This is a genomic window from Pseudomonas sp. NPDC089534 (genome assembly GCF_044749305.1).
GTDB classification, from domain to species: Bacteria; Pseudomonadota; Gammaproteobacteria; order Pseudomonadales; family Pseudomonadaceae; genus Aquipseudomonas; species Aquipseudomonas ekonensis.
The window spans coordinates 1-24,111 of record NZ_JBIVHR010000091.1 but is presented as its reverse complement, the minus strand read 5'-3'; the positions used below and the strand labels follow the sequence as shown (position 1 = coordinate 24,111).

Here is a 24,111-nt window from a genome sequence, read left to right as displayed (position 1 = left end):
GCTGCCGTCGAGGTAGACGTTGGCGGTTTCGATCAGCAGTTCGCCGCCCTCGGGCATGGCGTCGCGGGCGTTGATCACCAGGTTGAGCACGGCGTTTTCCAGTTGGCTGACGTCGGTGCTGACCAGCCACACGCCGTCGCCCAGGCGCAGCGTGAGTTCGATCGGGTCGCCCTTGGTGCGGCGGATCAGGTCCTCCAGCGAGTGGATCAGTTCGTTGACGTCCAGGGTCTTGCGGTCCAGCGACTGGCGCCGGGAAAACGCCAGCAGCCGGTGGGTGAGGGCGGCGGCGCGGTTGGCCGATGACACGGCGGCCTCGGTGAAGCGGCCGATCTCGCCGGTGCGGCCGCTGGCGATGTAGCGCTGCATCAGGTCGAGGCTGCCGATGATGCCGGTCAGCATGTTGTTGAAGTCGTGGGCGATACCGCCGGTCAACTGGCCGACCGCCTCCATTTTCTGGGCGTGGCGCAGGGCGTCTTCGGCGCGCTCGCGCTCGAACATTTCGTTCTGCAGGCGCTGGTTGGCCTGGGCCAGTTGCTTGGTGCGGGCGGCGACGCGCTCCTCCAGCGTTTCGTTGAGGTCGCGCAGGGCCTCTTCGGTCTTTTTGCGCTCGGTCTCGTCGATCACGAAGATGTAGAACCCGTTGACCGCGCCGTCCGGCCCGTGGCGCGGCAGATAGTTCATCAGCGCGTGGCGCAGGCTGCCGTCGCGGTGCGGCGAATACAGGCTGAACGAGCAGGGCCGCCCGGCCAGCGCTTCGGCGATGTAGGGCTTGCGCAGAAAATAGCCCTCGTCGCCGAGCACGTCGCGGATGGTGCGGCCGTACAGCTCCTGGGGCGTCAATCCGTACCAGTCCAGGTAGGCGGCGTTGTTCAGGCGAAAGCGCTCTTCGCGGTCGACGTAGCTGATCAGGATCGGCATCGCGTTGATGATCAGCTGCAGCTCGGTCTGGCTCTGGCGCAGCGCCTGTTCGGTGAGCTTGCGCTCGGTCAGGTCCAGCGCCGCGCCGAGGAAGCGCACGGGCCGGCCATGGTGATCCTTGTAGCAGCGCCCCCGGGCGAACACCCAGCGCACCTCGCCGTCGGCCTGCAGCAGGCGGTACTCCTCGGCGTATTCGGTGCCGTGGGTGATGCAATGCTTGATGCTGCGGGCGATCAGCGCGCGGTCCTCGGGGTGCACGCCGTGCAGGTATTCGCTGATCGGCAGGCGGTTGGCCAGCGCCGGGTCGACGCCGTGCAGTTGGGCGAAATGCGCGTCGGCAAGGAAACGGTCCTCACCGATGTCCCAGTCCCAGGTGCCGACCGCATCGGTGGCGGCCAGCGCCAGTTGCAGGCGTTCTTCGGTCTCGCGTTGAGCCTTGAGGCTGGCTTCGGAATGCTGCTTGAGTTCCTGGGCCATGCGCCGGCGTTCGTTGGTTTCGATGGCCGTGACCAGGATCCCGGTCACTTGGGCGCTCTCGTCGCGGATCGGGCTGTAGGTCAGGTCCAGCCAGAAGTCGGACTCCCGACCGTCCCGTTGCGGCAGGGTGAAGCGCTGTTCGTGGTAGGTGCGCACCTGCCCCTGTAGGACGGCGCTGTAGATCGGGTCGGTGAAGTCTCTGAATTCCGGCCATATGTCGTGCGCCGGCTGTCCGAAAGCACGCGGATGATTGCTGCCGGCCAGCAGGGCGAAACCGTTGTTGTAGATCTGCGTCAGGTGCGGGCCCCAGAGCAGCAGCATCGGCATCGGCGAGTGGATCACGATGTCCACCGCCGTGCGCAGGCTCTGCGGCCAGGTGCCGGCGGCGCCCAGCGGCGTGCGGCTCCAGTCCGTGCGGGCAATCAGCGCCTGGGCGTCATCGGTGGCGGGTACGGCGTTCATCGGTCGGATCCTGATCGTCGGTCGGCGGGCCGGCGTCGACTATCCTGATGCGGTAGTCGCCTGCCTCTGCGGGTTCATTGAAAACTTTGCGGGTGCTTTTTGCCATGGAAATCGACGCACTGTTGAAACAACTGGCCAGCCGCCACGGTTCGGATCTGTTCCTCTCCACGGGCGCGCCGCCCAGCGCGCGGTTCGAAGGCGTGCTCACGGCGTTGACCGAGTCGCCGTTCAAGCCCGGCGAAGTGGCGGGCATCGCCGCTTCACTGATGGACGCCGAACAGCGCCGGGAGTTCGACCGGGAGCTGGAAATGAACCTGGCGATTTCCCGCACCGGCATCGGGCGTTTCCGGGTCAACATCTTCAAGCAGCGCAACGATGTCTCGGTGGTGATCCGCAACGTCAAGCTCGACATCCCGCGTTTCGAGGACCTGAAGCTGCCGCCGGTGCTGCTCGACTCGGTGATGCTCAAGCAGGGGCTGATCCTGGTCGTCGGCGCCACGGACTCGGGCAAGTCCACGTCGCTGGCGGCCCTGATCGACCACCGCAACCGCCACAGCAGCGGGCATATCGTCACCATCGAGGATCCGGTGGAGTACATCCACCGGCACAAGCGCTCGATCATCAATCAGCGTGAGGTCGGGGTCGACACCCGCAGTTTCCATGCGGCGCTGAAGAACACCCTGCGCCAGGCCCCGGATGTGGTGCTGATCGGCGAGATCCGCGACCGCGAGACCATGGAGCATGCGCTGGCCTTCGCCGAGACCGGGCATCTGGTGCTGTCGACGCTGCACGCCAACAACGCCAACCAGGCGCTGGAGCGGATCATCAATTTCTTCCCCGAAGAGCGGCGTCCGCAACTGCTGCACGCCTTGGGCAATCACCTCAAGGCGTTCGTCTCCCAGCGACTGGTGCGCACCCGCGACGGCCAGCGGCGGGCGGCGGTGGAGGTGATGCTGGGCACGCCGACCGTCGGCGACCTGATCCGCCGCGGCGAGTTCGTCGAGCTGAAGGCGATCATGGAAAAGTCCACGGAACTGGGCATGCAGACCTTCGACGGCGCGCTGTTCGACCTGGTGGCCGAGGGCGTGATCGATGAGGAGCAAGCGCTGAAGAACGCCGACTCGGTGAACAACCTGCGCCTGCGCCTGAAACTGCACGCCGACACCTTGCCGCCGCCGGCGGGCGCGGCCGGGGATTGGGGGCTGATGGACTGATCCCCGCTGATCCTATGGGGACGACTGTCCTGATCCTGCGGTGCCTTGACTGACGCCATCGCCAGCAGGCTGGCTCCCACAGAAAATTTGGGTGGATGCAGAATCTGCGGCCACCGCAAATACCTGTAGGAGCGAGCCTGCGCGCGTTAGCGGTGTATCAGTCATATCCAGGCTGACTGACAGGACGCCATCGCGAGCAGGCTCGCTCCCACAGGGGAGTGGGCTCAGGCCTGAAGCTCAGACCGGTCACGGAACTGCTCCAGCGCCTCGGGGTTGGCCAGGGCATCGGTGTTCTTCACCGGCTCCCCGTGCACCACGTTGCGCACGGCCAGCTCCACCACCTTGCCGCTGAGCGTGCGCGGGATGTCGGTGACCGCGACGATCCTGGCCGGCACATGGCGCGGCGTGGTGTTGGCGCGGATCACCTGGCGGATCTGCTGCTGCAGCGCTTCGTCGAGTTCGATACCGTCCTGGAGCCGCACGAACAGCACCACCCGCACATCGTCCTGCCAATGCTGGCCGATGGCGACGCTGTCCAGCACCTGGGGAACCTTCTCCACCTGCCGGTAGATTTCGGCGGTGCCGATGCGCACGCCGCCGGGGTTGAGCACCGCGTCGGAGCGGCCGTGGATCAGCATGCCGCCGTGGGGCCGCTCCTCGGCGTAGTCACCCTGGGCCCAGACGCCGGGGAACAGGCTGAAATAGGACTTGCGCAGCTTTTCGCCGTCCGGGTCGTTCCACAGCCCGATGGGCATGGCGGGGAAGTGCCGGGTGCACACCAGCTCGCCTTTTTCGCCGATCACCGGTTGGCCGGCGTCATTCCAGACCTCCACGGCCATGCCCAGGCTCTTGCCCATGATCTCGCCGCGGCGCACCGCCGACAGCGGGTTGGCGTTGACGAAGCAGGAGACGATGTCGGTGCCGCCGGACATCGAGGCCAGGCACACGTCTGTCTTGATGTCGCGGTAGACGAAATCGTAGCTCTGCGGCGACAGCGCGGATCCCGTGCACAACAAGGTCTTGAGGCTGCCCAGGTCATGGCTTTGGCGCGGCTTGAGGCCGCTGCTTTCCAGGGTGGCGAGGAACTTGGGGCTGGTGCCGAACACGCTGATGCGCTCGGCGTCGATCAGGTCCAGCAGCCGTTCGTTGCCCGGATGGAAGGGCGAGCCGTCGTACAGCACCACGGCGCTGCCGACCGCCAGGGCCGACACCAGCCAGTTCCACATCATCCAGCCGCAGGTGGTGTAGTAGAACAAGCGGTCGGCGGGGCCGAGGCCGACGTGCAGGCCATGTTCCTTGACGTGTTGCAGCAGCACGCCGCCGGTGCTGTGGATGATGCATTTCGGCACGCCGGTGGTGCCGCTGGAATACAGCACGTACAGCGGATGGTTGAACGGCACCGGCACGAATTGCGGTTCGCCGTCGGGGCGGTAGAAGTCGCCCCACAGCGCCACGTCGGCCTCGGTGCGGTACACCGCGGTGTCGTTCTGCGCTTCGGGGCCCGGCACGATGATCAGCTGTTGCAGCGACGGCAGCTGCGCCAGGATCTCGTTGATCTTGACGGTCTGGTCGACGGTCTTGCCGGCGTAGCGGTAACCGGCGCAGATGATCAACGCTTTCGGCTCGATCTGGCCGAAGCGGTCGATCACCCCGTGGGTGCCGAAGTCCGGCGAGGAGCACGACCAGATGGCGCCGAGGCCGGTCGTCGCGAGCATCGCCACCAGGGTCTGCCAGGTGTTGGGCATGCACGCGGCGACGCGGTCGCCGAAACCGATGCCGGCGGCTTGCAGGCCGACCTGGAAACCGGCGACCTGGCGGGCCAGTTCCGCCCAGCTCAGTTCTTCGCGCCGGCCGTCTTCGGCCACGGCCACCACTGCCACGGCCTCGTCGCGGCGGCGCAGCAGGTGCTCGGCGAAGTTCAGGGTAGCGCCGGGAAACCATTCGGCGCCGGGCATCTGCGGGCCTTCGCGCAGCACCGCCTCGGGTGGCGTGTGGAATCGGATGTCGAAGAAATCGACGATGGCCTGCCAGAACGCCTCGCGCTGCCCGACGCTCCAGGCGTGCAGGGCCGGGTAGTCGGCCAGGGTCAGGTGATGGCGTTGCTCGACGAAGCGCCGGAAGGCGTCCATGGGCGAATCGGCGATGCGTCGGGCGTCGGGTTGCCAGAGGATGTCGGACATGGGTTGCCTCTTCTTATCGTATGCACACAAAACTGAGTGGACTCACCGCTCCACCGGCGGGAGCGAATGTCTTGCCCCGGCCCTGCGGCGCCATCACTGACGCCATCGCCAGCAGGCTGGCTCCCACCCTTTGAGCGGCGCCCTCAAACCAGGGTGGGAGCGGGGCCGTGACGGCTATTGCGCCAGCCACCCGCCATCGATGTTCCACGCCGCGCCGCGCACCTGGCTGCCGGCCTCGCTGCACAGGAACAGCACCAGCTCACCCAGGTGTTCCGGCGTCACGAACGCCAGCGACGGCTGCTTCTCGGCCAGCAGGTCATGCTGCGCCTGCTGCGGATCGACGCCTTTGGCCGCCCGGTCGTCGATCTGCTTCTGCACCAGCGGCGTCAGCACCCAGCCCGGGCAGATCGCGTTGCAGGTGACGTTGCTGGCGGCGGTCTCCAGGCCGACCACCTTGGTCAGGCCGATTACTCCGTGCTTGGCCGCCACATACGCGGCCTTGCCGGTGGAGCCCACCAGGCCGTGCACCGAAGCGATGTTGATGATGCGGCCCCAGCCCTTGCCGCGCATGCCCGGCAGGCTCAGGCGGGTGCTGTGGAACACCGACGACAGGTTGATGGCGATGATCGAGTCCCAGCGCTCCACCGGGAAATCTTCGACGGCGGACACATGCTGGATCCCGGCGTTGTTCACCAGGATGTCCACGCCGCCGAATTCGCGCTCGGCGTAGGCGACCATGTCGGCGATCTGCGCCGGGTCGCTGACGTCGGCCGGGTGATGGCCGACCTTGCCGCCATGCCGCCCGATGTCCGCGACCGCCGCCGAAGCGTCGCCGAAGCCGTTGAGGATCAGGTCGGCGCCCGCCTTGGCCAGCACGTGGGCGATGCCCAGGCCGATGCCGCTGGTGGAACCGGTGACCAGAGCGGTCTTGCCCGAAAGAGTCGTCATGAATACCTCACACAATGCCGGTGGCGTAGAAAGTGCCGATCACCACGAAGACCGCCAGGGTCTTGATCAGCGTAATACAGAAAATGTCCTTGTAGGCTTCGCGGTGGGTCAGCCCGGTGACCGCCAGCAGGGTGATGACGGCGCCGTTGTGCGGCAGGGTGTCCATGCCGCCGCTGGCCATGGCGGCCACCCGGTGCAGCACCTCCAGCGGGATGTTGGCCGCGTGGGCGGCGCTGATGAACTGCTCGGACATCGCCGCCAGCGCGATGCTCATGCCGCCGGACGCGGAGCCGGTGATGCCGGCCAGCAAGGTGACGGTGATGGCCTCGTTGACCAGCGGATTGGGAATGCTCTTGAGCCAGTCGGCCAGCACCAGGAACCCCGGCAGGGACGCGATCACCGCACCGAAACCGTATTCCGACGCCGTGTTCATCGCCGCCAGCAAGGCGCCGCTGACCGCGCTCTTGCTGCCTTCGGCGAGCTTGCTGCGGATCGCCCCGAAACCGAACGCCAGCACCATCAGGATGCCCACCAGCAGCGCCGCCTGCACCGCCCAGATGGCCGTGAGCTTGGCGATGTCCGTGGTCACCGGCGCGGCCATGCCCGGCAGCGCCAGGCTGTGGGTCTTGCCGTACCACTGGGGAATCCACTGGGTGAACAGCAGGTTCATCACGCCCACCGCCAGCAGCGGCGACAGCGCCAGCCACGGATTCGGCAGCTTGAGGTCGTCGGCGGTGTCCGGCTCGTTGCGCAGTTCGCTGCCGTAGCCTTCGCCGGCCTTCTGCGCCTTGTGGCGCTGGCGCTGGAGGAACAGCATGCCGGCGCAGAACACGAACACCGTGCCGATCACACCCAGCCAGGGCGCCGCCCACGCGGTGGTGTTGAAGAAGGTGCTGGGGATGATGTTCTGGATCTGCGGCGTGCCGGGCAGGGCGTCCATGGTGAAAGAGAACGCGCCCAGGGCGATGGTCGCCGGGATCAGCCGCTTGGGGATGTCGCTCTGGCGGAACATTTCCGCCGCGAACGGATACACCGCGAACACCACCACGAACAGCGACACGCCGCCGTAGGTGAGCAGGGCGCACACCAGCACGATCACCAGCATCGCCTGGCGGGTGCCGAGCAGACGGATCGCCGCCGCGACGATGGAACGGGAGAACCCGGACAGCTCGATCAGCTTGCCGAACACGGCGCCGAGCAGGAATACGGGAAAGTAGAGCTTGATGAAGCCGACCATCTTTTCCATGAACACGCCGGTGAAGGCGGGCGCGACGGCGGACGGATCGGTGAGCAGGACAGCGCCGAGGGCGGCGATGGGGGCGAACAGGATGACGCTGTAGCCTCGGTAAGCGGCCAGCATCAGCAGCGCAAGCGCCGCCAGGGCAATGATCACACTCATGGTGTGTCTCCAGGGATTGTTATTTTTGTGGGTGTTGCGGGTACGCAGAGGCTGTTAGCGAGTTTTGTGCCAAAACCTTAAGTCATTGAAATATAAGGAGTTTATTTTGATTTTATGGGTGGGCGAGAGTCTTTTGTCTCTGTTTTGAGATATTGGGTGATTGGCAGGGCGCCATCGCCAGCAGGCTGGCTCCCACAGAGGACTTGGCTGAATGCAGGATCTATGTTCACCACAGAACCCTGTGGGAGCCAGCCTGCTGGCGATAGCGCCAGTCAAATCACCACAGAACCAGTGCAAGCCCATTGTTCCTGTCACTGGAGAAAATCCCTGTGAAAACAGGTTTGCCTGTTTTTCTCTATCAGGAGACTTGAGTCTCTCTAGTGAGACTCGACAATCCCCAACGCCACCATTTTCTTGTACAGCGTCGACCGCCCCAGGCCCAGCCGCTGCGCCGCCTCTACCACCTTGCCCCCGCATTGCGCGAGGGTGGCCTGGATCAACTGCCGGTCAAACCGCTCGCGGGCCTGGCTGAAGGTCTCGTGGGCCAGCGGCTCAGGCACCGCAGACGGCCCGCGCTCGACCGGCACAAACGTGCCGATCGCCGCCCGGATGTCATCGGCCGTGAGCACCAGGGCGTCGCTGAGCAGCGCCGCCCGCTCCAGCACGTTGCGCAGTTCGCGGATGTTGCCCGGCCAAGCGTGTTGCCCCAGCAGTTCGAGCGCCTGGCGGTCGAGCTCATGCTGGCTGCGCAGGTCTTCCAGGATTGCCTCGCTGAGCGCCGGCAGGTCGTCGAGGCGTTCGCGCAGCGGCGGCACATGGATCGGCAGCACGTTGAGGCGGTAATACAGGTCGGCCCGGAACTCGCCGCGCTTGATCGCCGCCTCCAGATCGGTGGACGTGGCGGCGATCACCCGTACATCGCTCTGGATCACGTCGTTGGAGCCGACCGGCTCGAACTCCTTTTCCTGCAGCACCCGCAGCAGCTTGCTTTGCAGCGGCAGCGGCATGTCGCCGATCTCGTCGAGGAACAGCGTGCCGCCCTGGGCGATCTGCAGCTTGCCGGTGCGGCCCTTGCGGTCGGCGCCGGTGAACGCGCCGGGGGCGGTGCCGAAGAACTCCGCCTCCAGCAGCGCTTCCGGGATCGCCGCGCTGTTGATGCTGACGAACGCCTTGTGCGCCCGGGGCGAAGCGCTGTGGATCGCCTGGGCCAGCAGCTCCTTGCCGGAGCCGGTCTCGCCCAGCAGCAGGACGGGCGATTCGGCGCTGGCGCTGCGCCGGGCCCGCCGTTTGACTTCCAGGCTGGCGGCGCTGGTGCCGATGAAGTGGGCGAAATTGTATTTGGTCTGCCGCGCCCGCAGCAGCGAACGGGTCGAGGCCAGCTCCTCTTGCAGGCTCAGGTAGCGCTTGAGCATGGGCGAGAGGCTGCGCAACTCGTCGAACAGGGCGAAGCCGATGGCGCCGATCACCGCCCCGGCGTTGTCGTGGATCGGCAGGCGCATCACCACCAGGGGCTCCTTGGGCGTGTCCTGCATGTCCAGCAGGATCGGCCGCCCGGTGCGCACCACCTCGCGCAGCAGGCTGCCGGGGATCACGCTCTCGCAGGGCTTGCCGATGGCGCCGGCGGCGGACGCCAGGCCGAAGCGCCGGGCATAGCGCTCGTTCATCCAGACGATGTTGGCGTCACGGTCGACGATCACCGTGCCTTCGCTGGACTGCTCGATGATCTCGAACAGCGAGCGGATCGCCAGGGTGCGCACCCGTTGGTAGTCCTTGAGGTTTTCGCTGGTGTTCATGGGGCGGATCCTGAATGTGTGTGGCCGGGGCGGCGCCTTCCCGGGCAAACCGCTCCCATAAGCGCAGTGAAGTCCCCTGTGGGAGCGAGCCTGCTCGCGATGAATGCGACGCGGTGCCCCTGATCACTCAGGATGCGCCGCCGCCAGCAACTCCTTGGTGTACGGATGCTGCGGCGACTCGAACACCTCATGGCTGGCGCCGCACTCGACCACCTTGCCGTCCTTGATCACGATCATGTCGTGTGCCAGGGCCTTGACCACCGCCAGGTCGTGGCTGATGAACAGGTAGGTCAGGCCGTGCTTTTCCTGGAGCTGGCGGAGCAGGGCGACCACCTGTTTCTGCACGGTGCGGTCGAGGGCGGACGTCGGCTCGTCGAGCAGGATCAGCGCCGGTTTGAGCACCAGCGCCCGGGCGATGGCGATGCGCTGGCGCTGGCCGCCGGAGAACTCGTGGGGGTAGCGGTGCCGGCTCTCGGGATCCAGGCCCACCTCCTTGAGCACGCGGATCACCTGTTCGTCGCATTCGAGGGCGCTGGACTCGCAGTGCACTTCCAGGCCTTCGCTGATGATCTGCGCCACGGACATCCTCGGGCTCAGGCTGCCGAACGGATCCTGGAACACCACCTGCATCTGCCGGCGCCAGGGCCGCAACTGCTTCTGGTTGAGGCCATCGAGCGACTCGCCCTGAAAGCGGATGCTGCCCTGGGAGTCGAGCAGGCGCAGGATCGCCTGTCCGAGGGTGGACTTGCCGGAGCCCGACTCGCCGACGATGCCCAGGGTCTTGCCGCGCTGGATGTTGAGGCTGATGCCGTCCACCGCCCGCAGGTATTGCTTGCGTCGGAACAATCCGCCGCCCACCGCAAAGTCCACCCGCAGGTTGTCCACTTCCAGCACATTCTCACGCGCATCCCGAGGCAGGGCCTCGCCTTCGGGTTCGGCGTTGAGCAGCACGCAGCTGTAAGGGTGCTTGGGCGCGGTGAACAGGGTTTCGCACGGGGCCTGCTCGACGATCTGGCCGGCCTTCATCACGCATACGCGCTGGGCGATGCTGCGCACCAGATTGAGGTCATGGCTGATCAGCAGCAGCGACATGCCCAGTCGCCGCTGCAGGGATTTGAGCAACAGCAGGATCTTGCGCTGCACGGTCACGTCGAGGGCGGTGGTGGGCTCGTCGGCGATCAGCAGTTCCGGCTCGCAGGCCAGGGCCATGGCGATCATCACCCGTTGCCGCTGGCCGCCGGACAACTGGTGCGGATAGGCCTTGAGGCGTTCCTTGGGCTTCTGGATGCCCACCAGCTCCAGCAGTTCGAGAATGCGCCCCTGCGCCGCCTTGCCGCCCAATCCCCGGTGCAGCAGCAGGGTTTCGCCGATCTGCTTCTCGATCGTGTGCAGGGGGTTGAGCGAGGTCATCGGCTCCTGAAAGATCATGGCGATGCGGTTGCCCCGCAGGTCGCGCAGGGTGGCGGGCTCGGCGCCGACCAGCTCGCGGCCGCGGTAGCGGATGCTGCCGGCGGTGAGGGCTTCGCCTTCGGGCAGCAGTTGCAGGATCGAGTGGGCAGTCACCGATTTGCCCGAGCCCGATTCGCCCACCAGGGCCAGGCACTCGCCGGGGCGGATGTCCAGGCACAGGTCGCGCACCACGGTCTGGCCGCCGAAGGCGACGTTGAGGTCACGGATTTCGATCAGGTTGTCAGTCATTTCAGCATCCGCCTCAGGCGCGTGGGTCGAAGGCATCGCGCAACGCCTCGCCGATGAACACCAGCAGTGAAAGGATCAGCGCCAGGGTGAAGAACGCCGTCAGGCCGAGCCACGGCGCTTGCAGGTTCTGCTTGCCCTGGCCGATCAGTTCGCCCAGCGACGCGCTGCCGGCGGGCATGCCGAAACCGAGGAAGTCCAGCGCCGTGAGGGTCGAGATCGCCCCGGTCAGAATGAACGGCAGGTAGCTCAGGGTCGCGTTCATCGCGTTGGGCAGAATGTGCCGGAAGATCACTTTGCGGTCGCTCAGGCCCAGTGCCCGCGCGGCTTTGACGTACTCAAGGTTGCGTCCGCGCAGGAACTCGGCGCGCACCACATCCACCAGCGCCAGCCAGGAGAACAGCGCCATGATCCCCAGCAGCCACCAGAAGTTCGGCTCGACGAAGCCCGACAGGATGATCAGCAGGTACAGCACCGGCAGCCCCGACCAGACCTCCAGCAGGCGTTGCCCGAGCAAGTCGACCCAGCCGCCGTAGTAGCCCTGCAGGGCACCGGCGGCGATGCCGATCAGCGCGCTGACGAAGGTCAGCATCAAGGCGAACAGGATCGACACCCGCGCACCGAAGATCACCCGGGCCAGCACGTCCCGCGCCTGGTCGTCGGTGCCCAGCCAGTTGACCGTCGTCGGCGGGCTGGGCGCCGGCTTGTTGAGGTCGTAGTTGGGCGTGTCGTCGCTGAACGGGATCGGCGGGAACAGCAGCCAGCCGCCATCCTTGCGGATCAGGTTCTGCACGTACTCGCTGCGGTAGTCGGCCTGGAACGGCAGTTGCCCGCCGAACGCCTGTTCGGTGTGGCGCTTGAACACCGGGAAGTACCATTGGCCCTGATAGCTGACGACCAGCGGCTTGTCGTTGGCGATCAGTTCGCCGCCCAGGCTGAGGACAAACAGGCCGACGAACAGCCACAGCGACCACCAGCCCCGGCGGTTTTTCTTGAAGCGTTGGAAACGGCGGTGCCCCAGAGGCGAGAGCTTGAACATCAGGCGTTCCTCGCGGCGAAGTCGATGCGCGGATCGACGAGGGTGTAGCACAGGTCGCCGACCAGTTTTATCAGCAGGCCGAACAGGGTGAAGATGAACAGCGATCCGAACACCACCGGGTAGTCCCGCGATACCGCCGCCTCATAACTCATGCGGCCCAGGCCGTCGAGGGAGAAGATCACCTCGATCAGCAGGGAGCCGGCGAAGAACACGCTGATGAACGCCTGGGGAATCCCCGACACCACCAGCAGCATCGCGTTGCGGAACACGTGCCCGTACAGCACCCGGCGCTCGCTCAGGCCCTTGGCCCGTGCGGTGACCACGTACTGGCGGGTGATTTCGTTGAGGAACGAGTTCTTGGTCAGGATGGTCAGGGTGGCGAACCCGCCGATCACCAGCGCCGTCACCGGCAGCACCAGGTGCCAGAAGTAGTCGGCGACCTTGCCCAGGGCCGACAGCGACTCGAAATTGTCCGAGACCAGCCCGCGCACCGGGAACCAGTTCAGCGACGTGCCGCCGGCGAACACCACGATCAGGAACATCGCGAACAGGAACGCCGGCATCGCATAGCCGATGATGATCGCGGTGCTGCTCCAGATGTCGAAATGGCTGCCGTGGTGCACGGCCTTGCGGATGCCCAGCGGAATCGACACCAGGTACGTGATCAGCGTCGCCCACAGGCCGAGGGAAATGGTCACCGGCATCTTCTGCAGGATCAGGTCGGTGACCGTGGCGCCGCGGAAGAAGCTCTTGCCGAAATCCAGCTGCGCGTAGTTCTTGAGCATCAGCCACAGGCGTTCGTGGGCCGGCTTGTCGAAGCCGTACTGTTTCTCGATGTCCTTGATCAGTTGCGGGTCCAGGCCGCGGCTGGCCCGGGAGGTGCCGCTCATGGTCTCGCCGGAGCCGCCGCCGACCGCGGCGCCGCCGATGCCCTGCAAGTGGGCGATGGCCTGTTCCACCGGGCCGCCGGGGGCGGCCTGGATGATCACGAAATTCACCAGCAGGATGATCACCAGGGTCGGGATGATCAGCAGCAGGCGCCGCAGTATGTAAGCCCACATCAGTGCGGCCCTCCGGGTCTGCCACGGCTGATCTTCTCAGCGGTCATCTCTTGGTTGGTCAACGGCGTGCGGCTGATTTCCCACCAGCTCTCGATGGCCTCGTCGTTGCTGGCCTGCACGGCGGGAATGCCGAAGCGGTTCCACCACACCGTGGAGGTGCCGGGCGGGTAATAGTTGGGGATCCAGTAGTAGTTCCATTGCAGCACCCGGTCCAGCGCATGGGCGTAGCGCAGCATGTCGGCCTGGGTCGAGGCGCGGATCAGGCCGTTGATCAGGCTGTCCACCGCCGGGTTCTTCAGCGCCATGTAGTTGTTGGCGCCGGGGTCGTTGGCCGAGGCCGAGCCGAAATAGTTGAGCAGCTCACCGCCCGGCGACGTGGTGACCGGGTAACCGGTGACGATCATGTCGTAGTCGCGGCTCATCAGGCGGTTGACGTACTGCGACGAATCGATGCGGCGGATGCTGAGGTCGATGCCGATCTGTTTCAGCGTGCGCTTGTAGGGCAGCAGCAGACGGTCCATGCCGTTCTGGCTGACCAGGAAGGTGAACGCCAGCGGTTCGCCCTGGGCATTGACCAACTGGTCGCCGTCCGGCTTCCAGCCGGCCTGTTCCAGCAGCTCCAGCGCCTGGAGCTGCTTGTCGCGGATCAGGCCGCTGCCGTCGGTCTTCGGCGCTTCGAAGACCTGGGTGAAGACCTCGTCGGGAATCTGCCCGCGCAGCGGTTCGAGGATCTTCAGTTCGGCGGCGTCCGGCAGCTCGCGGGCGGCCAGGTCGGTGTTGGAGAAGTAGCTCTGCTGGCGGATGTACAGGTTGCGCATCATCTGCCGGTTGCTCCACTCGAAGTCCCAGAGCATGGCCAGCGCCTGGCGCACGCGACGGTCCTGGAACACCGGTTTTTGCAGGTTGAACACGAATCCCTGGGCCGATTGCGGCGCTTCGGTGGCCAGGTGCGCCTTTTGCAGGCGACCGTCGCTCAGGGCCGGGCTGTCGTAGCCGATGGAATAGCCGGTGGCGGAGAACTCGCGGTTGTAGTCGTAGGCGCCGCCGCGCAGCACCTGGCGGGCGACGTCGGTGTCGCCGAAGTATTCGATGCTGAAATGATCGAAGTTGTAGAGCCCGCGGCTCACCGGCAGGTCCTTGCCCCACCAGTCGGGATTGCGCTCGAAGGTGATGCTGCGTCCGGAATCGACTTTGCCGACCCGGTACGGGCCGCTGCCCAGCGGAGGTTCGTATCCGCCGCCGCCGGCGAAGTCGCGGCTCTTCCACCAATGCTGCGGAAACACCGGCAGGGTGGCGATGTCCAGCGGCAGGGTGCGGTTTTCGTTGCTCTTGAAGTCGAAACGCACGGTCAGGGGGGCTTCGACCTCGACGCCTTTGACGTCGGCGAACTGGGTGCGGTAGCGCAGGCTGCCCTGGGTCATCAGCAGGTCGTAGGTGTAGCGCACGTCTTCGGCGGTGATCGCCTGACCGTCGGCGAAACGGGCCTTGGGGTTGATGAAAAAGCGCAGGGACAGGCCGTCGTCCGAGCGTTCCATCTTTTGCGCGACCAGTCCGTAGACGGTGTAGGGCTCGTCCAGCGAGCGCTGGGCCAGCGGCGAATAGAGCAGGCCGTCGATCTGGGTGACGCCGATGCCTTTGTCGATATACGGCAGGACATGGTCGAAATGGCCGATCTCGATGGCCGAGCGGCGCATCGTCCCGCCCTTGGGCGCCTGCGGGTTGGCGTAGTCGAAGTGACTGAAGCCGGTGGGGTACTTGGCCGGTTCGCCGTAGACGGTGAGCGCGTGTTGCGGTGCGGCGTCCACGCCGGCGGCGCCCAGCAGCAGGGCCACGGCAGTGAACATCAATGTGGGGAAAGCCAGTCGCATTGTCAGCCTTAGAGCCGGGTGATCGATAAGCGCCAGTTGTACGCGAGCGGCGCGCCGGTCGCCAGTCGTATCGCGCAACCGAAACGCAACGGCCCACCGAAGGGCGGGCCGTTGCGCTGCAGACCGGACGACGGATCAGTCCTGACGGCTGGTGACTTCCAGCAGGTGGTAGCCGAACTGGGTCTTCACCGGGCCTTGCACGGTGTTGACCGGTGCGCTGAACACCACGGTGTCGAATTCCTTGACCATCTGGCCCGGGCCGAACGAGCCCAGGTTGCCGCCGTCGCGGCTGGACGGGCAGGTGGAGTTCTTCTTGGCCACTTCGGCAAAGTCGGCGCCGGCTTCGATCTCGGCCTTGAGTTCGTTGCACTTGGCTTCGGTGGAAACCAGGATGTGGCGGGCGGTGGCTCGGGCCATGGGGTAACTCTCCAATCAGTTCGATAAAGGGTGGAGCCTACCGGATTCGGAAGGCGATTTCTCGGCAATGTTCCGTCCGGTTGTCCGGTGCCGGGGCGTTAAAGGTTAGCCTCACGGAGGCGGATCGCATGTTCGACGTACAGCCCGACCGGATCCGGCCCCGGTAGGCGCTGGCCGTCGGTCCGGATCAGGCTCTCCAGATGGCCGAGCGGATAGTCCGAACGGATCACCGTGCCCAGATGCGAACTGTGGCGGCCGACGAAACCGTCGTTCTGCCCGGCCTCGGTGGTGAAAAACCGGGACAACGACCTGCAGATTCCATTGGGCCGGTCCGTCGAACGTTCGTCTTCCGCCAGTGAACCGGCCCAGGAATAGTAGCGCACGCCGTTGACCTGCCCTGCGCCCTGACCGCCCCAGGTGGCTGGCAGGCCTTGGGGAAACCTGTCGTTGAACGAGCCCACGGCCGTTGTCGAAAGCGCCTTGAGCGTGGCCACCGCGCCGGGCTGCAGCGCCGGGCGGCCGCTGAGCAATGACAGAAGATCGCAGAACAGCGTGGCTGCGGATCGCGCCGTACGGTGCGGCAAACGTCCGGGAACCAAAGCCTTGAGCAGGAAGTCGGCCAGTTCCGAGCCGTGGTTCGGGCCGCTCACCGAGGTGACGGACGCCACTTTGCCGGGCGCGAGCGCTGCGGCATAACGCGCCGCCAGGGCGCCCTGGCTGTGGCCGATCAGGTTGACCCTGGCGGCGCCGGTGCCCAGGAGCACGCGGTCTATCTGGGCCAGCAACTGCTCTCCGCGCAGTTCGTTACTGTGGGGGATTGACAGGTACGGGACAAACACTTGCGTGCCAGCTGCCTGCAAGGCTTGCCTGACTTCGAGGAAGGGCTCCTGACCGCTGATGCGGTCGAGTCCGAACAGACCGTGCACCAACAGGACGGGATAGCGGGTTGTAGCATTCCTTTGCATGTTTCTGCCTTTTTCCGAGAAGTTCATCGGTGATCAAAGCCGCCACTCTAAAACACGTCCCCCAGTGGACGACGTCGGAAGACGCCTCGGTTCAAGCCGGAATCGGGGTTAGAAAGCGTGGGAAAACTCGCTGCTCCTTGAAGCTTGGGTCGGAACGTTCGGGAGTCTTTTGCCCGGTTTCTTCCGTCCGCTTGTCGATTGCCTACCTTGCGTGTCGGCACTTACCGGTCTTGCCATCGAAATACCCCGACATCTCTTTTCTGTCCGAAAGCGCTCAATAAGCCGTACTCGACGCTTTCCACGCAAAGCGTTCTATCCAAGCAAAGGAATTGAGCCGGAATGTACATGGACGAAAAGAACCTCCCGAGCATCGGGGCCCCGACGTTGCCTGCGCCCGCCGTCGACGACCTGAATGAAGGCATGCTTGACCCGGCCCTGAACAAAGCGGTGGTCACTGTGGCGCCTTACCGGGGCATGGCCAATGGCGACAGGCTGGTACTGAACTGGAGAGGGCTGGATGCCGATGGCATCCCGAGCGAGCATTCCCAGGTCCGTCATGTCAGCCAGGGGCAGTCGGGACGTGAGGTGGTGTTTGTCATCAAGGGCGATGTCATCGCTGCGCTGGAAGGCGGCAGCGTGGAGGTCGGCTGGACGCTTTGCAGCGCATCGCTCAGCGAGCCGGTGCTGTCCGAGCGACGGTCGTTGGTCATCGGGGATCAAAGGCCCGAGTTGCTTGCCCCGGTGGTTGAGGAGGCCGTCGGCGGTGCGCTTGATCCTGGCCGGGTGCCTCACGGCACGGCGGTCATCATCCGGCCCTATGCCCGCATGGCGGCAGGCGATCGCATCCGGTTGTTCTGGCGGGGCCAGGGGGAAGGCGCAGAGCTGCAGGATGTCCTGATAGTGGAAGCCTTTTCCGTAGGGGCAACGCTTTCGATGTGGATCGCCCATGACCGCATCGCCGCCTGCCTGGGCAGCGAAGTGGCCGTCGGTTATCGGGTTGAGCAAGAAGATGGCACGGTGCGGCTGTCGGAGGTGGCCCGGCTCACCATCGCGCCATTGGTGAGGGAGGCGCTGTCCGCTCCGGAGGTACTGGGGGCGGATGAGGGGGTGCTTAACGAAGAGGACTCTCTCGACGGCATTACCGTGGTGATCGGAAACGCCCAGGCGGAAAGCGGTGAACTGGTTTACCTGATGTGCGACGGTGAAAACTTCAACCACCGCGACTATCGGGAAATCACCCCGGAAACGGCTTGGCAGCCTTTGGTCTTCATCGTGCCTTACCGGTTTTGGCGAGAGCACCTGGATACAACCGTGCGTGTTTCCTACTCAGTAGAGCGTCTGGACGATGTCAGCCAGGTGTCGGAGGTGGCTTTGGTGCAGGTTCGGGGGTAGCGGGACAGGCGAACCGGGCCTTCCGGACCGTGCACGATCCGGAAGGCGGTCGCCGTGGGCTCAAGCCTGGTTTCGCAAGCGTTCCGCAGCCTGCCGCAACAGTTGTTCCGTTGCGCTGAAACCCAGGCAGCCGTCGGTGATCGAGACGCCATAGCGAAGGGATCCGCTCAATGCCTGGCAGCCATCGAACAGGTGGGATTCAAGCATCATGCCGACCAATGCGCGGTTGCCTTGCAGGCGCTGTTCGAGCACGTCGTTGAAGACGGCCGGCTGACGCAGGGGATCCTTGCCGCTGTTGGCATGGCTGCAGTCGACCATGATCCTGCCTGGAACCGGCTGGAGGGCCAGGGCGGCCTGGATCGCGGCAACGCTGTCGCGGTCGAAGTTCGGCCCTTTGTGGCCTCCGCGAAGCACCAGGTGGGTGTCGGGATTGCCGGGGGTCTGAATGATCGCCGGGTGGCCCTGGCTGTCGACGCCGAAGTGCCTGTGGCCATGAGCGGCAGAGCGCATCGCGTCGACGGCTACGCCGACCCCGCCATCCGTGCCGTTCTTGAAGCCGACCGGCATGGGCAGGCCGCTGGCCATTTCGCGGTGTATCTGCGACTCCGTGGTCCGTGCGCCGATGGCGGCCCAGCTGAGCAGGTCATCGAAGTACCCGGCGGCCATGGGCTGCAACAGTTCGGTGGCGATCGGCAGCCCCAGGCGGATCATCTCCAGCATCAGTTCGCGCGAAAGCGTCAGGCCGCCGGCCATGTCATCGCTGCCATCCAGGCGCGGATCGTAGGCCAGCCCCTTCCAGCCGACCGTGGTCCGGGGCTTTTCGACGTAGGCGCGCATGACCAGCAGCATCTGGTCGCTGACATCCTGGCTCAATCGGGCGAGCTTTTCGGCGTATTCGAGGGCAGACCGGGGATCGTGAATCGAGCAGGGCCCGACAACGACCAGCAAACGGTGATCTTCACCGTCGAGAATCGCTCGGGCCGCCTGGCGGTGAGCGGCGACTTGCTGGCTGAGGGTATTGCCGAGGGGCAATTGCTGTTTGAGCTGCAACGAAGTGGGCAGGCGCAGGGTCAGCGCTTCGTTGGCGGAATCGAGGGTGGACAGTGGCAATGCAGAAACGGACGAGTTCATATTCAAGCTTCCTGGGCGGGTGGCGGGTTCTTCCCGCGCACCCGTCCCTACTGGGGTGTTCGACAGTGGGCCGTATTGGCTTCGAGTGTGTGCTTGCCACCTTGGGGTGACCGATCGGAGGCGGCAGGCTGTCCCGAGCGGAGGCTGGTAAATCGCCAGGCGGTAAAACTGTCGTAGCGGTAATAGGTGGCGTAGTTCATGTCGTGATTCCTCAAAAGTGTCTGGTGTGTCGCTGAAAAAGGTTCGGGCCTGAAAAACAAAACCCCCGGTCGGGAGGCCGACCGGGGGTTGAGAATTCTCTGGTGGGCGACCCGTTCATATGGGCGCCGTGTGGGTATCAGGCGCGCCAGTGGCTAAACCAATACCCAAAATAAAAACCGGCCGGAGCGCAGACGTCAGCCGACCGGGCAGCCGCAACCGAGCGCGGGGCGCTGGCGGTGTCGAGCTGGGAAGGGACGTTGAACATGGTGTGTCTCCGTAAGGTTGGGGCCGAGCTTACTAGAGGCCTGTGCGGCTCAGCAATCAGAAATTGCTATCGCATACTCTGCCAGTCTCTATCGCTTGAGTGCGAGCGGCGTTGTGACACACTCTGGCATCCGCCCATCCTCCAAGGACAAACCATGTCAGATCTGACGATTGCCGCCGCCCAGTCCGTCTCTTTCAAAGGTGATCTTTGCGCCAACATCGCGCGTCACCTGCGCTTCATCGAGCGGGCGGCCGATCAGGGCGTCGAACTGCTGGTCTTTCCCGAGCTGTCGCTCACCGGATACGAAGGTGAACTGGCCGCCGATCTGGCCGTCGATCCTCAGGACGCTGTTCTGCAACCGTTGCGCGATCTCGCCCGGGAGCTGAGGGTGACCGCAGTGGTCGGCATGCCGATTCGGCTGCAGCCGCACGGCCCGGTGCTGATCGGCGCCTTGGCGATGGGCGCTGACGGTTCGCTGGGCGTCTACAGCAAGCAGCACCTGCATACGGGCGAGGAGCGCTATTTCGCGCCGGGCGAGGGCGGTTCGGCATTGACGATCGGCGGCGAGACCGTCGCGCTGGCCGTCTGCGCCGACTTCACCCATGCCAGCCATGCCGCCGAAGCCCGACGGCTGGGCGCGCAGTGCTATGCCGCCGGCGTACTGATCGGCGAAAAGGGCTACGGCCCCGACAGCGCCATGCTGCAAGGCTACGCCCGCGAGCATGGGATGACGGTGCTGATGGCCAACCATGGCGGCGAAACCGGGGGATGGCTGTCGGCCGGGCGCAGCGCCATCTGGGCCGCCGATGGGGCGTTGGTCGTTGCGGCGCCCGGCACCGGGAACTGCCTGGTCGTCGCCCGGCGCCGGGCCGGCGTGTGGCAGGGGCAGGTCGCCGCTGTGCCGGAGGTCTGAATGGCATTTGACCGACGGCCGGCAAGCCCCGCCGATCTGGCGTTCGCCCGGGAACTCACCTGCCGGAACATGCTGCGCTACTACATTCGGTACGATCTGCTGTGGCGAGACGAAGGGTTCGACGTGGGCTGGGCGGGGCGTGAAAACTGGCTGATCGTGCGAGACGGGGTGACGTCCGGCTTTTTCAGCCTGAGCCGCGATGCGCGGGCGATCTACATTCGTGAATTGCAGGTTGCCGAGACCCACCGCCGCCAAGGTGCCGGCTCCTGGGCAATCGGTCAGGTCATTGCGATGGCGCGTCAGGAACGGCGCCCGGCCGTGCGTCTGACCGTGTTCAAGAACAATCCGGCCCGGAACTTGTATGAAAGACAGGGATTTGCCGTACAGGGCGAGGACGAGTGTTTCCTGCGGATGGAATTGGATCCGAGTACGCTTGTGCTCTGAAACGCAGGCCCGGCAAGGGCTGGATGAAGAATTGAAACTTTTTATCTTCGGCTTTTCGCTAGGTCTGTCCGGTACTTTTTTGCTAAGGTGTCCGGCAACTCAATAAGACCGTTTCGCGAGGTGTCTGCTTGATTAGGGTGCTAGTGGTCGATGACCATGATCTCGTTCGTACAGGCATTACACGGATGCTGGCCGATATCGATGGCCTGCAGGTGGTTGGCCAGGCCGAGTCCGGGGAAGAGTCCCTGATCAAGGCCCGGGAACTGAAGCCCGACGTGGTGCTGATGGACGTCAAGATGCCCGGCATCGGCGGCCTGGAAGCCACGCGCAAGCTGCTGCGCAGCCATCCGGACATCAAGGTGGTCGCGGTGACCGTGTGCGAGGAAGACCCGTTTCCGACGCGGTTGCTCCAGGCAGGTGCCGCCGGTTACCTGACCAAGGGCGCCGGCCTGGCGGAAATGGTGCAGGCCATACGCCTGGTTTTTGCCGGCCAGCGTTACATCAGCCCGCAGATCGCCCAGCAGCTGGCGATCAAGTCCTTCCAGCCGACCAACGATTCGCCGTTCGATGCGCTGTCCGAGCGGGAGATCCAGATTGCGTTGATGATTGTCGGCTGTCAGAAGGTGCAGATCATTTCCGACAAACTGTGCTTGTCGCCCAAGACCGTGAACACCTACCGTTACCGCATTTTCGAGAAGCTTTCGATCAGCAGCGACGTCGAGCTGACGCTGCTGGCGGTTCGTCACGGCATGGTGGACGCCAGCCTCTGACCATGGCCGACACATTCGATTCCGGCGCCTTCCTGTCGACCGTCAGCGGGCGCCCCGGCGTGTACCGCATGTTCGACAGCGATGCGCGCCTGCTGTACGTCGGCAAGGCCAAGAACCTCAAGAAACGCCTGGCCAGCTACTTCCGCAAGACCGGCCTCGCGCCGAAGACCGCTGCGCTGGTGGGGCGCATCGCTCAGGTCGAGACGACCATCACCGCCAACGAAACCGAAGCGCTGTTGCTTGAGCAGACGCTGATCAAGGAATGGCGGCCGCCGTACAACATCCTGTTGCGCGACGACAAGTCCTATCCCTATGTGTATCTGTCCGACGGACCGTTTCCGCGGCTGAGCATCCATCGCGGCGCCAAGAAGGCCAAAGGCAAGTATTTCGGCCCCTATCCCAGCGCCGGCGCGATCCGCGAAAGCCTCAGCCTGCTGCAGAAGACGTTCTTCGTCCGTCAGTGCGAAGACAGCTACTACAAGAACCGCACCCGTCCATGCCTCCAGTATCAGATCAAGCGCTGCAAGGCGCCTTGCGTCGGGCTGGTCGAACCGCAGGTGTACGCCGAAGACGTGCGCCACTCGGTGATGTTCCTCGAGGGGCGCAGCCATGCGTTGACCAACGAGCTGTCCACCGCGATGGAAGAGGCGGCGGTCAATCTGGAGTTCGAGCACGCCGCGGAACTGCGCGACCAGATTGCGCTGCTGCGCCGGGTTCAGGATCAGCAGAGCATGGAGGGCGGCACCGGCGACATCGACGTCATCGCCGCCTTCGTCAACCCGGGCGGCGCGTGCGTGCACCTGATCAGCGTGCGGGGCGGGCGGGTGCTGGGCAGCAAGAACTTCTTTCCGCAGGTGGGGATCGAGGAGGATGTCTCCGAGGTCATGTCGGCGTTCCTGGGCCAGTATTTCATCAGCAGCCCGGAACGCGACCTGCCGAGCGAACTGATCGTCAACGTGATGCATGACGACTTCCCGGCCCTGATCGAGGCGATTCAGACGCTGCGCGGTCGCGAACTGACGATCAGCCACCGTGTGCGCGGCACGCGGGCGCGTTGGCAGCAGTTGGCGGTGACCAACGCCGAGCAGGCCCTGGGCGCAAGGCTGGCGAACCGGCAGCATGTCGCCGCGCGCTTCGAAGCCCTGGCCGACGTGCTGAACCTGGACGAACCGCCGCAGCGCCTTGAGTGCTATGACATCAGCCACTCCAGCGGAGAGGCGACCGTTGCGTCCTGCGTGGTGTTCGGTCCGGAGGGGGCGATCAAGTCGGACTACCGGCGTTACAACATCGAGGGCGTGACGGCCGGCGACGACTACGCCGCCATGCATCAGGCCTTGACCCGGCGTTTCAGCAAGCTGAAGGACGGGGAGGGCAAGTTGCCGGACATCCTGTTGGTGGACGGCGGCAAGGGGCAGCTCTCGATGGCCCGCGACGTGCTCAATGAGCTGGCGGTGCCGGACCTGATCCTGTTGGGGGTGGCCAAGGGCGCGACCCGCAAGGCGGGTTTCGAGACTTTGTATCTGAATGATGCATCGCATGAGTTCACCCTGCGCGGCGACTCGCCAGCGCTGCACCTGATCCAGCAGATCCGCGACGAGGCCCACCGGTTTGCGATCACCGGCCACCGGGCCAGGCGTGGCAAGACCCGGCGCACCTCGACGCTGGAAGGCGTCGCCGGGGTAGGGCCGACCCGCCGCCGGGACTTGCTGAAACATTTTGGTGGATTGCAGGAGCTGTCTCGTGCAAGCATCGAAGAAATCGCCAAAGCACCGGGCATCAGCAAAAAGCTTGCAGAGTCGATTTATGCGAACCTGCATAGTGAGTAATATGCCCATTCACCTCGTAGCCAGTTGTGTCGATGAATATCCCTAACCTGATCACCGTACTCCGCGTCCTGCTCATCCCGATTTTCATTTTGCTGTTCTATTTGCCATACCAGTGGAGCTACCTGGCCTCGAGCTCGGTGTTCGCTTTCGCTGCGGCAACCGACTGGCTTGACGGATACCTGGCTCGCCGACTGAAGCAAAGCACACCGTTCGGGGCGTTCCTCGATCCGGTCGCCGACAAGCTCATGGTGGCGGTCGCCCTGGTGCTGCTGGTGCAGGAACACGGCAACTTCTGGCTGACGCTGCCGGCCGCTGTCATCATCGGCCGCGAAATCGTCGTCTCGGCGCTGCGCGAGTGGATGGCGGAACTGGGTGCCCGTGCACATGTCGCCGTCTCGAACCTGGGCAAATGGAAAACCGCCGCGCAGATGCTCGCGCTGGTCATCCTGCTGGCGAATCCGAAGGACTTCAGCTTCTGGGTCCTGCTGGGCTACGCCTTGCTGATGGTCTCCGCCGGCCTGACGCTGTGGTCGATGGTTCAGTACCTGCGCGCCGCCTGGCCGCACCTGAAGACCGATGTGGAAAAAAAATAAAACTTTTTTGAATCAAAGGGTTGACGGCGCTTCTTAAATCTATAGAATGCGCCACACCAAGCGGGAATAGCTCAGTTGGTAGAGCACGACCTTGCCAAGGTCGGGGTCGCGAGTTCGAGTCTCGTTTCCCGCTCCAATTT

19 protein-coding genes and 1 tRNA gene are annotated in these 24,111 nt (G+C 64.9%); 8 read left to right on the top strand and 12 right to left on the bottom strand.

What is annotated here, in order from left to right:
• The coding region (locus ACIP0B_RS22875) for a PAS domain S-box protein (RefSeq protein WP_400836254.1) at positions 1-1,857 on the bottom strand (1,857 nt) is incomplete at its 3' end.
• A gap of 104 nt (positions 1,858-1,961) precedes the next feature.
• Between ACIP0B_RS22875 and ACIP0B_RS22870 the strand changes: the two genes are divergently transcribed.
• On the top strand, positions 1,962-3,071 hold the full coding sequence (locus ACIP0B_RS22870) for a PilT/PilU family type 4a pilus ATPase (protein ID WP_400836252.1): 1,110 nt from the start codon (positions 1,962-1,964) through the stop codon (positions 3,069-3,071).
• Positions 3,072-3,295: 224 nt separating this feature from the next.
• On the opposite strand, the gene ACIP0B_RS22865 is transcribed toward ACIP0B_RS22870, so the two are convergent.
• The 10 genes from ACIP0B_RS22865 to ACIP0B_RS22820 all read right to left on the bottom strand — a co-directional run bounded on the left by ACIP0B_RS22865 (position 3,296) and on the right by ACIP0B_RS22820 (position 16,436).
• Positions 3,296-5,251 (bottom strand): acetoacetate--CoA ligase, encoded by a 1,956-nt coding sequence (locus tag ACIP0B_RS22865; RefSeq protein ID WP_400836250.1) that lies wholly within the window; start codon positions 5,249-5,251, stop codon positions 3,296-3,298.
• Between the two features lie 174 nt (positions 5,252-5,425).
• Positions 5,426-6,199, bottom strand: coding sequence for a 3-hydroxybutyrate dehydrogenase (gene hbdH / locus ACIP0B_RS22860; RefSeq protein ID WP_400836248.1), 774 nt, complete (start codon positions 6,197-6,199; stop codon positions 5,426-5,428).
• A 7-nt stretch (positions 6,200-6,206) separates the two neighbouring features.
• Positions 6,207-7,598: a GntP family permease gene (locus ACIP0B_RS22855; protein ID WP_400836246.1), complete on the bottom strand. Its 1,392-nt coding sequence runs from the start codon at positions 7,596-7,598 to the stop codon at positions 6,207-6,209.
• A gap of 377 nt (positions 7,599-7,975) precedes the next feature.
• Positions 7,976-9,391: a sigma-54 interaction domain-containing protein gene (locus ACIP0B_RS22850; RefSeq protein WP_400836244.1), complete on the bottom strand. Its 1,416-nt coding sequence runs from the start codon at positions 9,389-9,391 to the stop codon at positions 7,976-7,978.
• Between the two features lie 123 nt (positions 9,392-9,514).
• Complete coding sequence (locus ACIP0B_RS22845) at positions 9,515-11,089, bottom strand: ABC transporter ATP-binding protein (protein ID WP_400836242.1); 1,575 nt, start codon at positions 11,087-11,089, stop codon at positions 9,515-9,517.
• Positions 11,090-11,102: 13 nt separating this feature from the next.
• Positions 11,103-12,125 (bottom strand): ABC transporter permease, encoded by a 1,023-nt coding sequence (locus tag ACIP0B_RS22840; RefSeq protein WP_400836240.1) that lies wholly within the window; start codon positions 12,123-12,125, stop codon positions 11,103-11,105.
• Positions 12,125-13,186, bottom strand: a complete 1,062-nt coding sequence (locus tag ACIP0B_RS22835) for a microcin C ABC transporter permease YejB (protein ID WP_400836238.1) — start codon at positions 13,184-13,186, stop codon at positions 12,125-12,127. Before ACIP0B_RS22835 ends, ACIP0B_RS22840 begins: the two co-directional genes overlap by 1 nt.
• Positions 13,186-15,054 (bottom strand): extracellular solute-binding protein, encoded by a 1,869-nt coding sequence (locus ACIP0B_RS22830; protein WP_400836236.1) that lies wholly within the window; start codon positions 15,052-15,054, stop codon positions 13,186-13,188. Before ACIP0B_RS22830 ends, ACIP0B_RS22835 begins: the two co-directional genes overlap by 1 nt.
• 135 nt (positions 15,055-15,189) lie before the next feature.
• Positions 15,190-15,471, bottom strand: coding sequence for a peptidylprolyl isomerase (locus tag ACIP0B_RS22825; protein ID WP_085582553.1), 282 nt, complete (start codon positions 15,469-15,471; stop codon positions 15,190-15,192).
• Positions 15,472-15,569: 98 nt separating this feature from the next.
• Complete coding sequence (locus ACIP0B_RS22820) at positions 15,570-16,436, bottom strand: esterase/lipase family protein (RefSeq protein WP_400836256.1); 867 nt, start codon at positions 16,434-16,436, stop codon at positions 15,570-15,572.
• Between the two features lie 339 nt (positions 16,437-16,775).
• Between ACIP0B_RS22820 and ACIP0B_RS22815 the strand changes: the two genes are divergently transcribed.
• Positions 16,776-17,828, top strand: a complete 1,053-nt coding sequence (locus ACIP0B_RS22815; RefSeq protein ID WP_400836233.1) for a hypothetical protein — start codon at positions 16,776-16,778, stop codon at positions 17,826-17,828.
• Between the two features lie 60 nt (positions 17,829-17,888).
• On the opposite strand, the gene ACIP0B_RS22810 is transcribed toward ACIP0B_RS22815, so the two are convergent.
• Positions 17,889-18,959, bottom strand: coding sequence for a 3-deoxy-7-phosphoheptulonate synthase (locus ACIP0B_RS22810; RefSeq protein WP_400836231.1), 1,071 nt, complete (start codon positions 18,957-18,959; stop codon positions 17,889-17,891).
• Positions 18,960-19,579: 620 nt separating this feature from the next.
• Here ACIP0B_RS22810 and ACIP0B_RS22805 point away from each other — a divergent pair.
• The 6 genes from ACIP0B_RS22805 (at position 19,580) to ACIP0B_RS22780 (ending at position 24,107) form a co-directional block, all read left to right on the top strand.
• Positions 19,580-20,338, top strand: coding sequence for a carbon-nitrogen hydrolase family protein (locus ACIP0B_RS22805; RefSeq protein ID WP_400836229.1), 759 nt, complete (start codon positions 19,580-19,582; stop codon positions 20,336-20,338).
• The gene (locus ACIP0B_RS22800) at positions 20,339-20,782 is read left to right on the top strand and encodes a GNAT family N-acetyltransferase (protein ID WP_400836227.1); all 444 of its coding nucleotides are present in this window, start codon (positions 20,339-20,341) and stop codon (positions 20,780-20,782) included. It begins immediately after the preceding gene.
• 128 nt (positions 20,783-20,910) lie between these two features.
• Positions 20,911-21,552 carry a UvrY/SirA/GacA family response regulator transcription factor gene (gene uvrY / locus ACIP0B_RS22795; RefSeq protein WP_085582564.1) on the top strand — a complete coding sequence of 214 codons (642 nt, stop codon included), beginning with the start codon at positions 20,911-20,913 and terminating at the stop codon, positions 21,550-21,552.
• A gap of 2 nt (positions 21,553-21,554) precedes the next feature.
• Positions 21,555-23,378, top strand: coding sequence for an excinuclease ABC subunit UvrC (uvrC, locus tag ACIP0B_RS22790; protein WP_400836224.1), 1,824 nt, complete (start codon positions 21,555-21,557; stop codon positions 23,376-23,378).
• Positions 23,379-23,410: 32 nt separating this feature from the next.
• Positions 23,411-23,971 (top strand): CDP-diacylglycerol--glycerol-3-phosphate 3-phosphatidyltransferase, encoded by a 561-nt coding sequence (pgsA, locus tag ACIP0B_RS22785; protein WP_085582590.1) that lies wholly within the window; start codon positions 23,411-23,413, stop codon positions 23,969-23,971.
• Positions 23,972-24,031: 60 nt separating this feature from the next.
• Positions 24,032-24,107, top strand: a tRNA-Gly gene (locus ACIP0B_RS22780).
• Positions 24,108-24,111: the final 4 nt, after the last annotated feature.

What these genes read in the sequence shown, in the direction of transcription:
- ACIP0B_RS22840 (WP_400836240.1), bottom strand. Translation starts at nt 12,125, where the DNA reads ATGTTCAAGCTCTCGCCTCTGGGGCACCGCCGTTTCCAACGCTTCAAG.
- ACIP0B_RS22850 (WP_400836244.1), bottom strand. Translation starts at nt 9,391, where the DNA reads ATGAACACCAGCGAAAACCTCAAGGACTACCAACGGGTGCGCACCCTG.
- pgsA (WP_085582590.1), top strand. Translation starts at nt 23,411, where the DNA reads ATGAATATCCCTAACCTGATCACCGTACTCCGCGTCCTGCTCATCCCG.
- ACIP0B_RS22845 (WP_400836242.1), bottom strand. Translation starts at nt 11,089, where the DNA reads ATGACTGACAACCTGATCGAAATCCGTGACCTCAACGTCGCCTTCGGC.
- ACIP0B_RS22855 (WP_400836246.1), bottom strand. Translation starts at nt 7,598, where the DNA reads ATGAGTGTGATCATTGCCCTGGCGGCGCTTGCGCTGCTGATGCTGGCC.
- hbdH (WP_400836248.1), bottom strand. Translation starts at nt 6,199, where the DNA reads ATGACGACTCTTTCGGGCAAGACCGCTCTGGTCACCGGTTCCACCAGC.
- uvrC (WP_400836224.1), top strand. Translation starts at nt 21,555, where the DNA reads ATGGCCGACACATTCGATTCCGGCGCCTTCCTGTCGACCGTCAGCGGG.
- ACIP0B_RS22810 (WP_400836231.1), bottom strand. Translation starts at nt 18,959, where the DNA reads ATGAACTCGTCCGTTTCTGCATTGCCACTGTCCACCCTCGATTCCGCC.
- ACIP0B_RS22865 (WP_400836250.1), bottom strand. Translation starts at nt 5,251, where the DNA reads ATGTCCGACATCCTCTGGCAACCCGACGCCCGACGCATCGCCGATTCG.
- ACIP0B_RS22820 (WP_400836256.1), bottom strand. Translation starts at nt 16,436, where the DNA reads ATGCAAAGGAATGCTACAACCCGCTATCCCGTCCTGTTGGTGCACGGT.
- ACIP0B_RS22835 (WP_400836238.1), bottom strand. Translation starts at nt 13,186, where the DNA reads ATGTGGGCTTACATACTGCGGCGCCTGCTGCTGATCATCCCGACCCTG.
- ACIP0B_RS22805 (WP_400836229.1), top strand. Translation starts at nt 19,580, where the DNA reads ATGTCAGATCTGACGATTGCCGCCGCCCAGTCCGTCTCTTTCAAAGGT.
- ACIP0B_RS22800 (WP_400836227.1), top strand. Translation starts at nt 20,339, where the DNA reads ATGGCATTTGACCGACGGCCGGCAAGCCCCGCCGATCTGGCGTTCGCC.
- ACIP0B_RS22830 (WP_400836236.1), bottom strand. Translation starts at nt 15,054, where the DNA reads ATGCGACTGGCTTTCCCCACATTGATGTTCACTGCCGTGGCCCTGCTG.
- ACIP0B_RS22815 (WP_400836233.1), top strand. Translation starts at nt 16,776, where the DNA reads ATGTACATGGACGAAAAGAACCTCCCGAGCATCGGGGCCCCGACGTTG.
- ACIP0B_RS22870 (WP_400836252.1), top strand. Translation starts at nt 1,962, where the DNA reads ATGGAAATCGACGCACTGTTGAAACAACTGGCCAGCCGCCACGGTTCG.
- ACIP0B_RS22825 (WP_085582553.1), bottom strand. Translation starts at nt 15,471, where the DNA reads ATGGCCCGAGCCACCGCCCGCCACATCCTGGTTTCCACCGAAGCCAAG.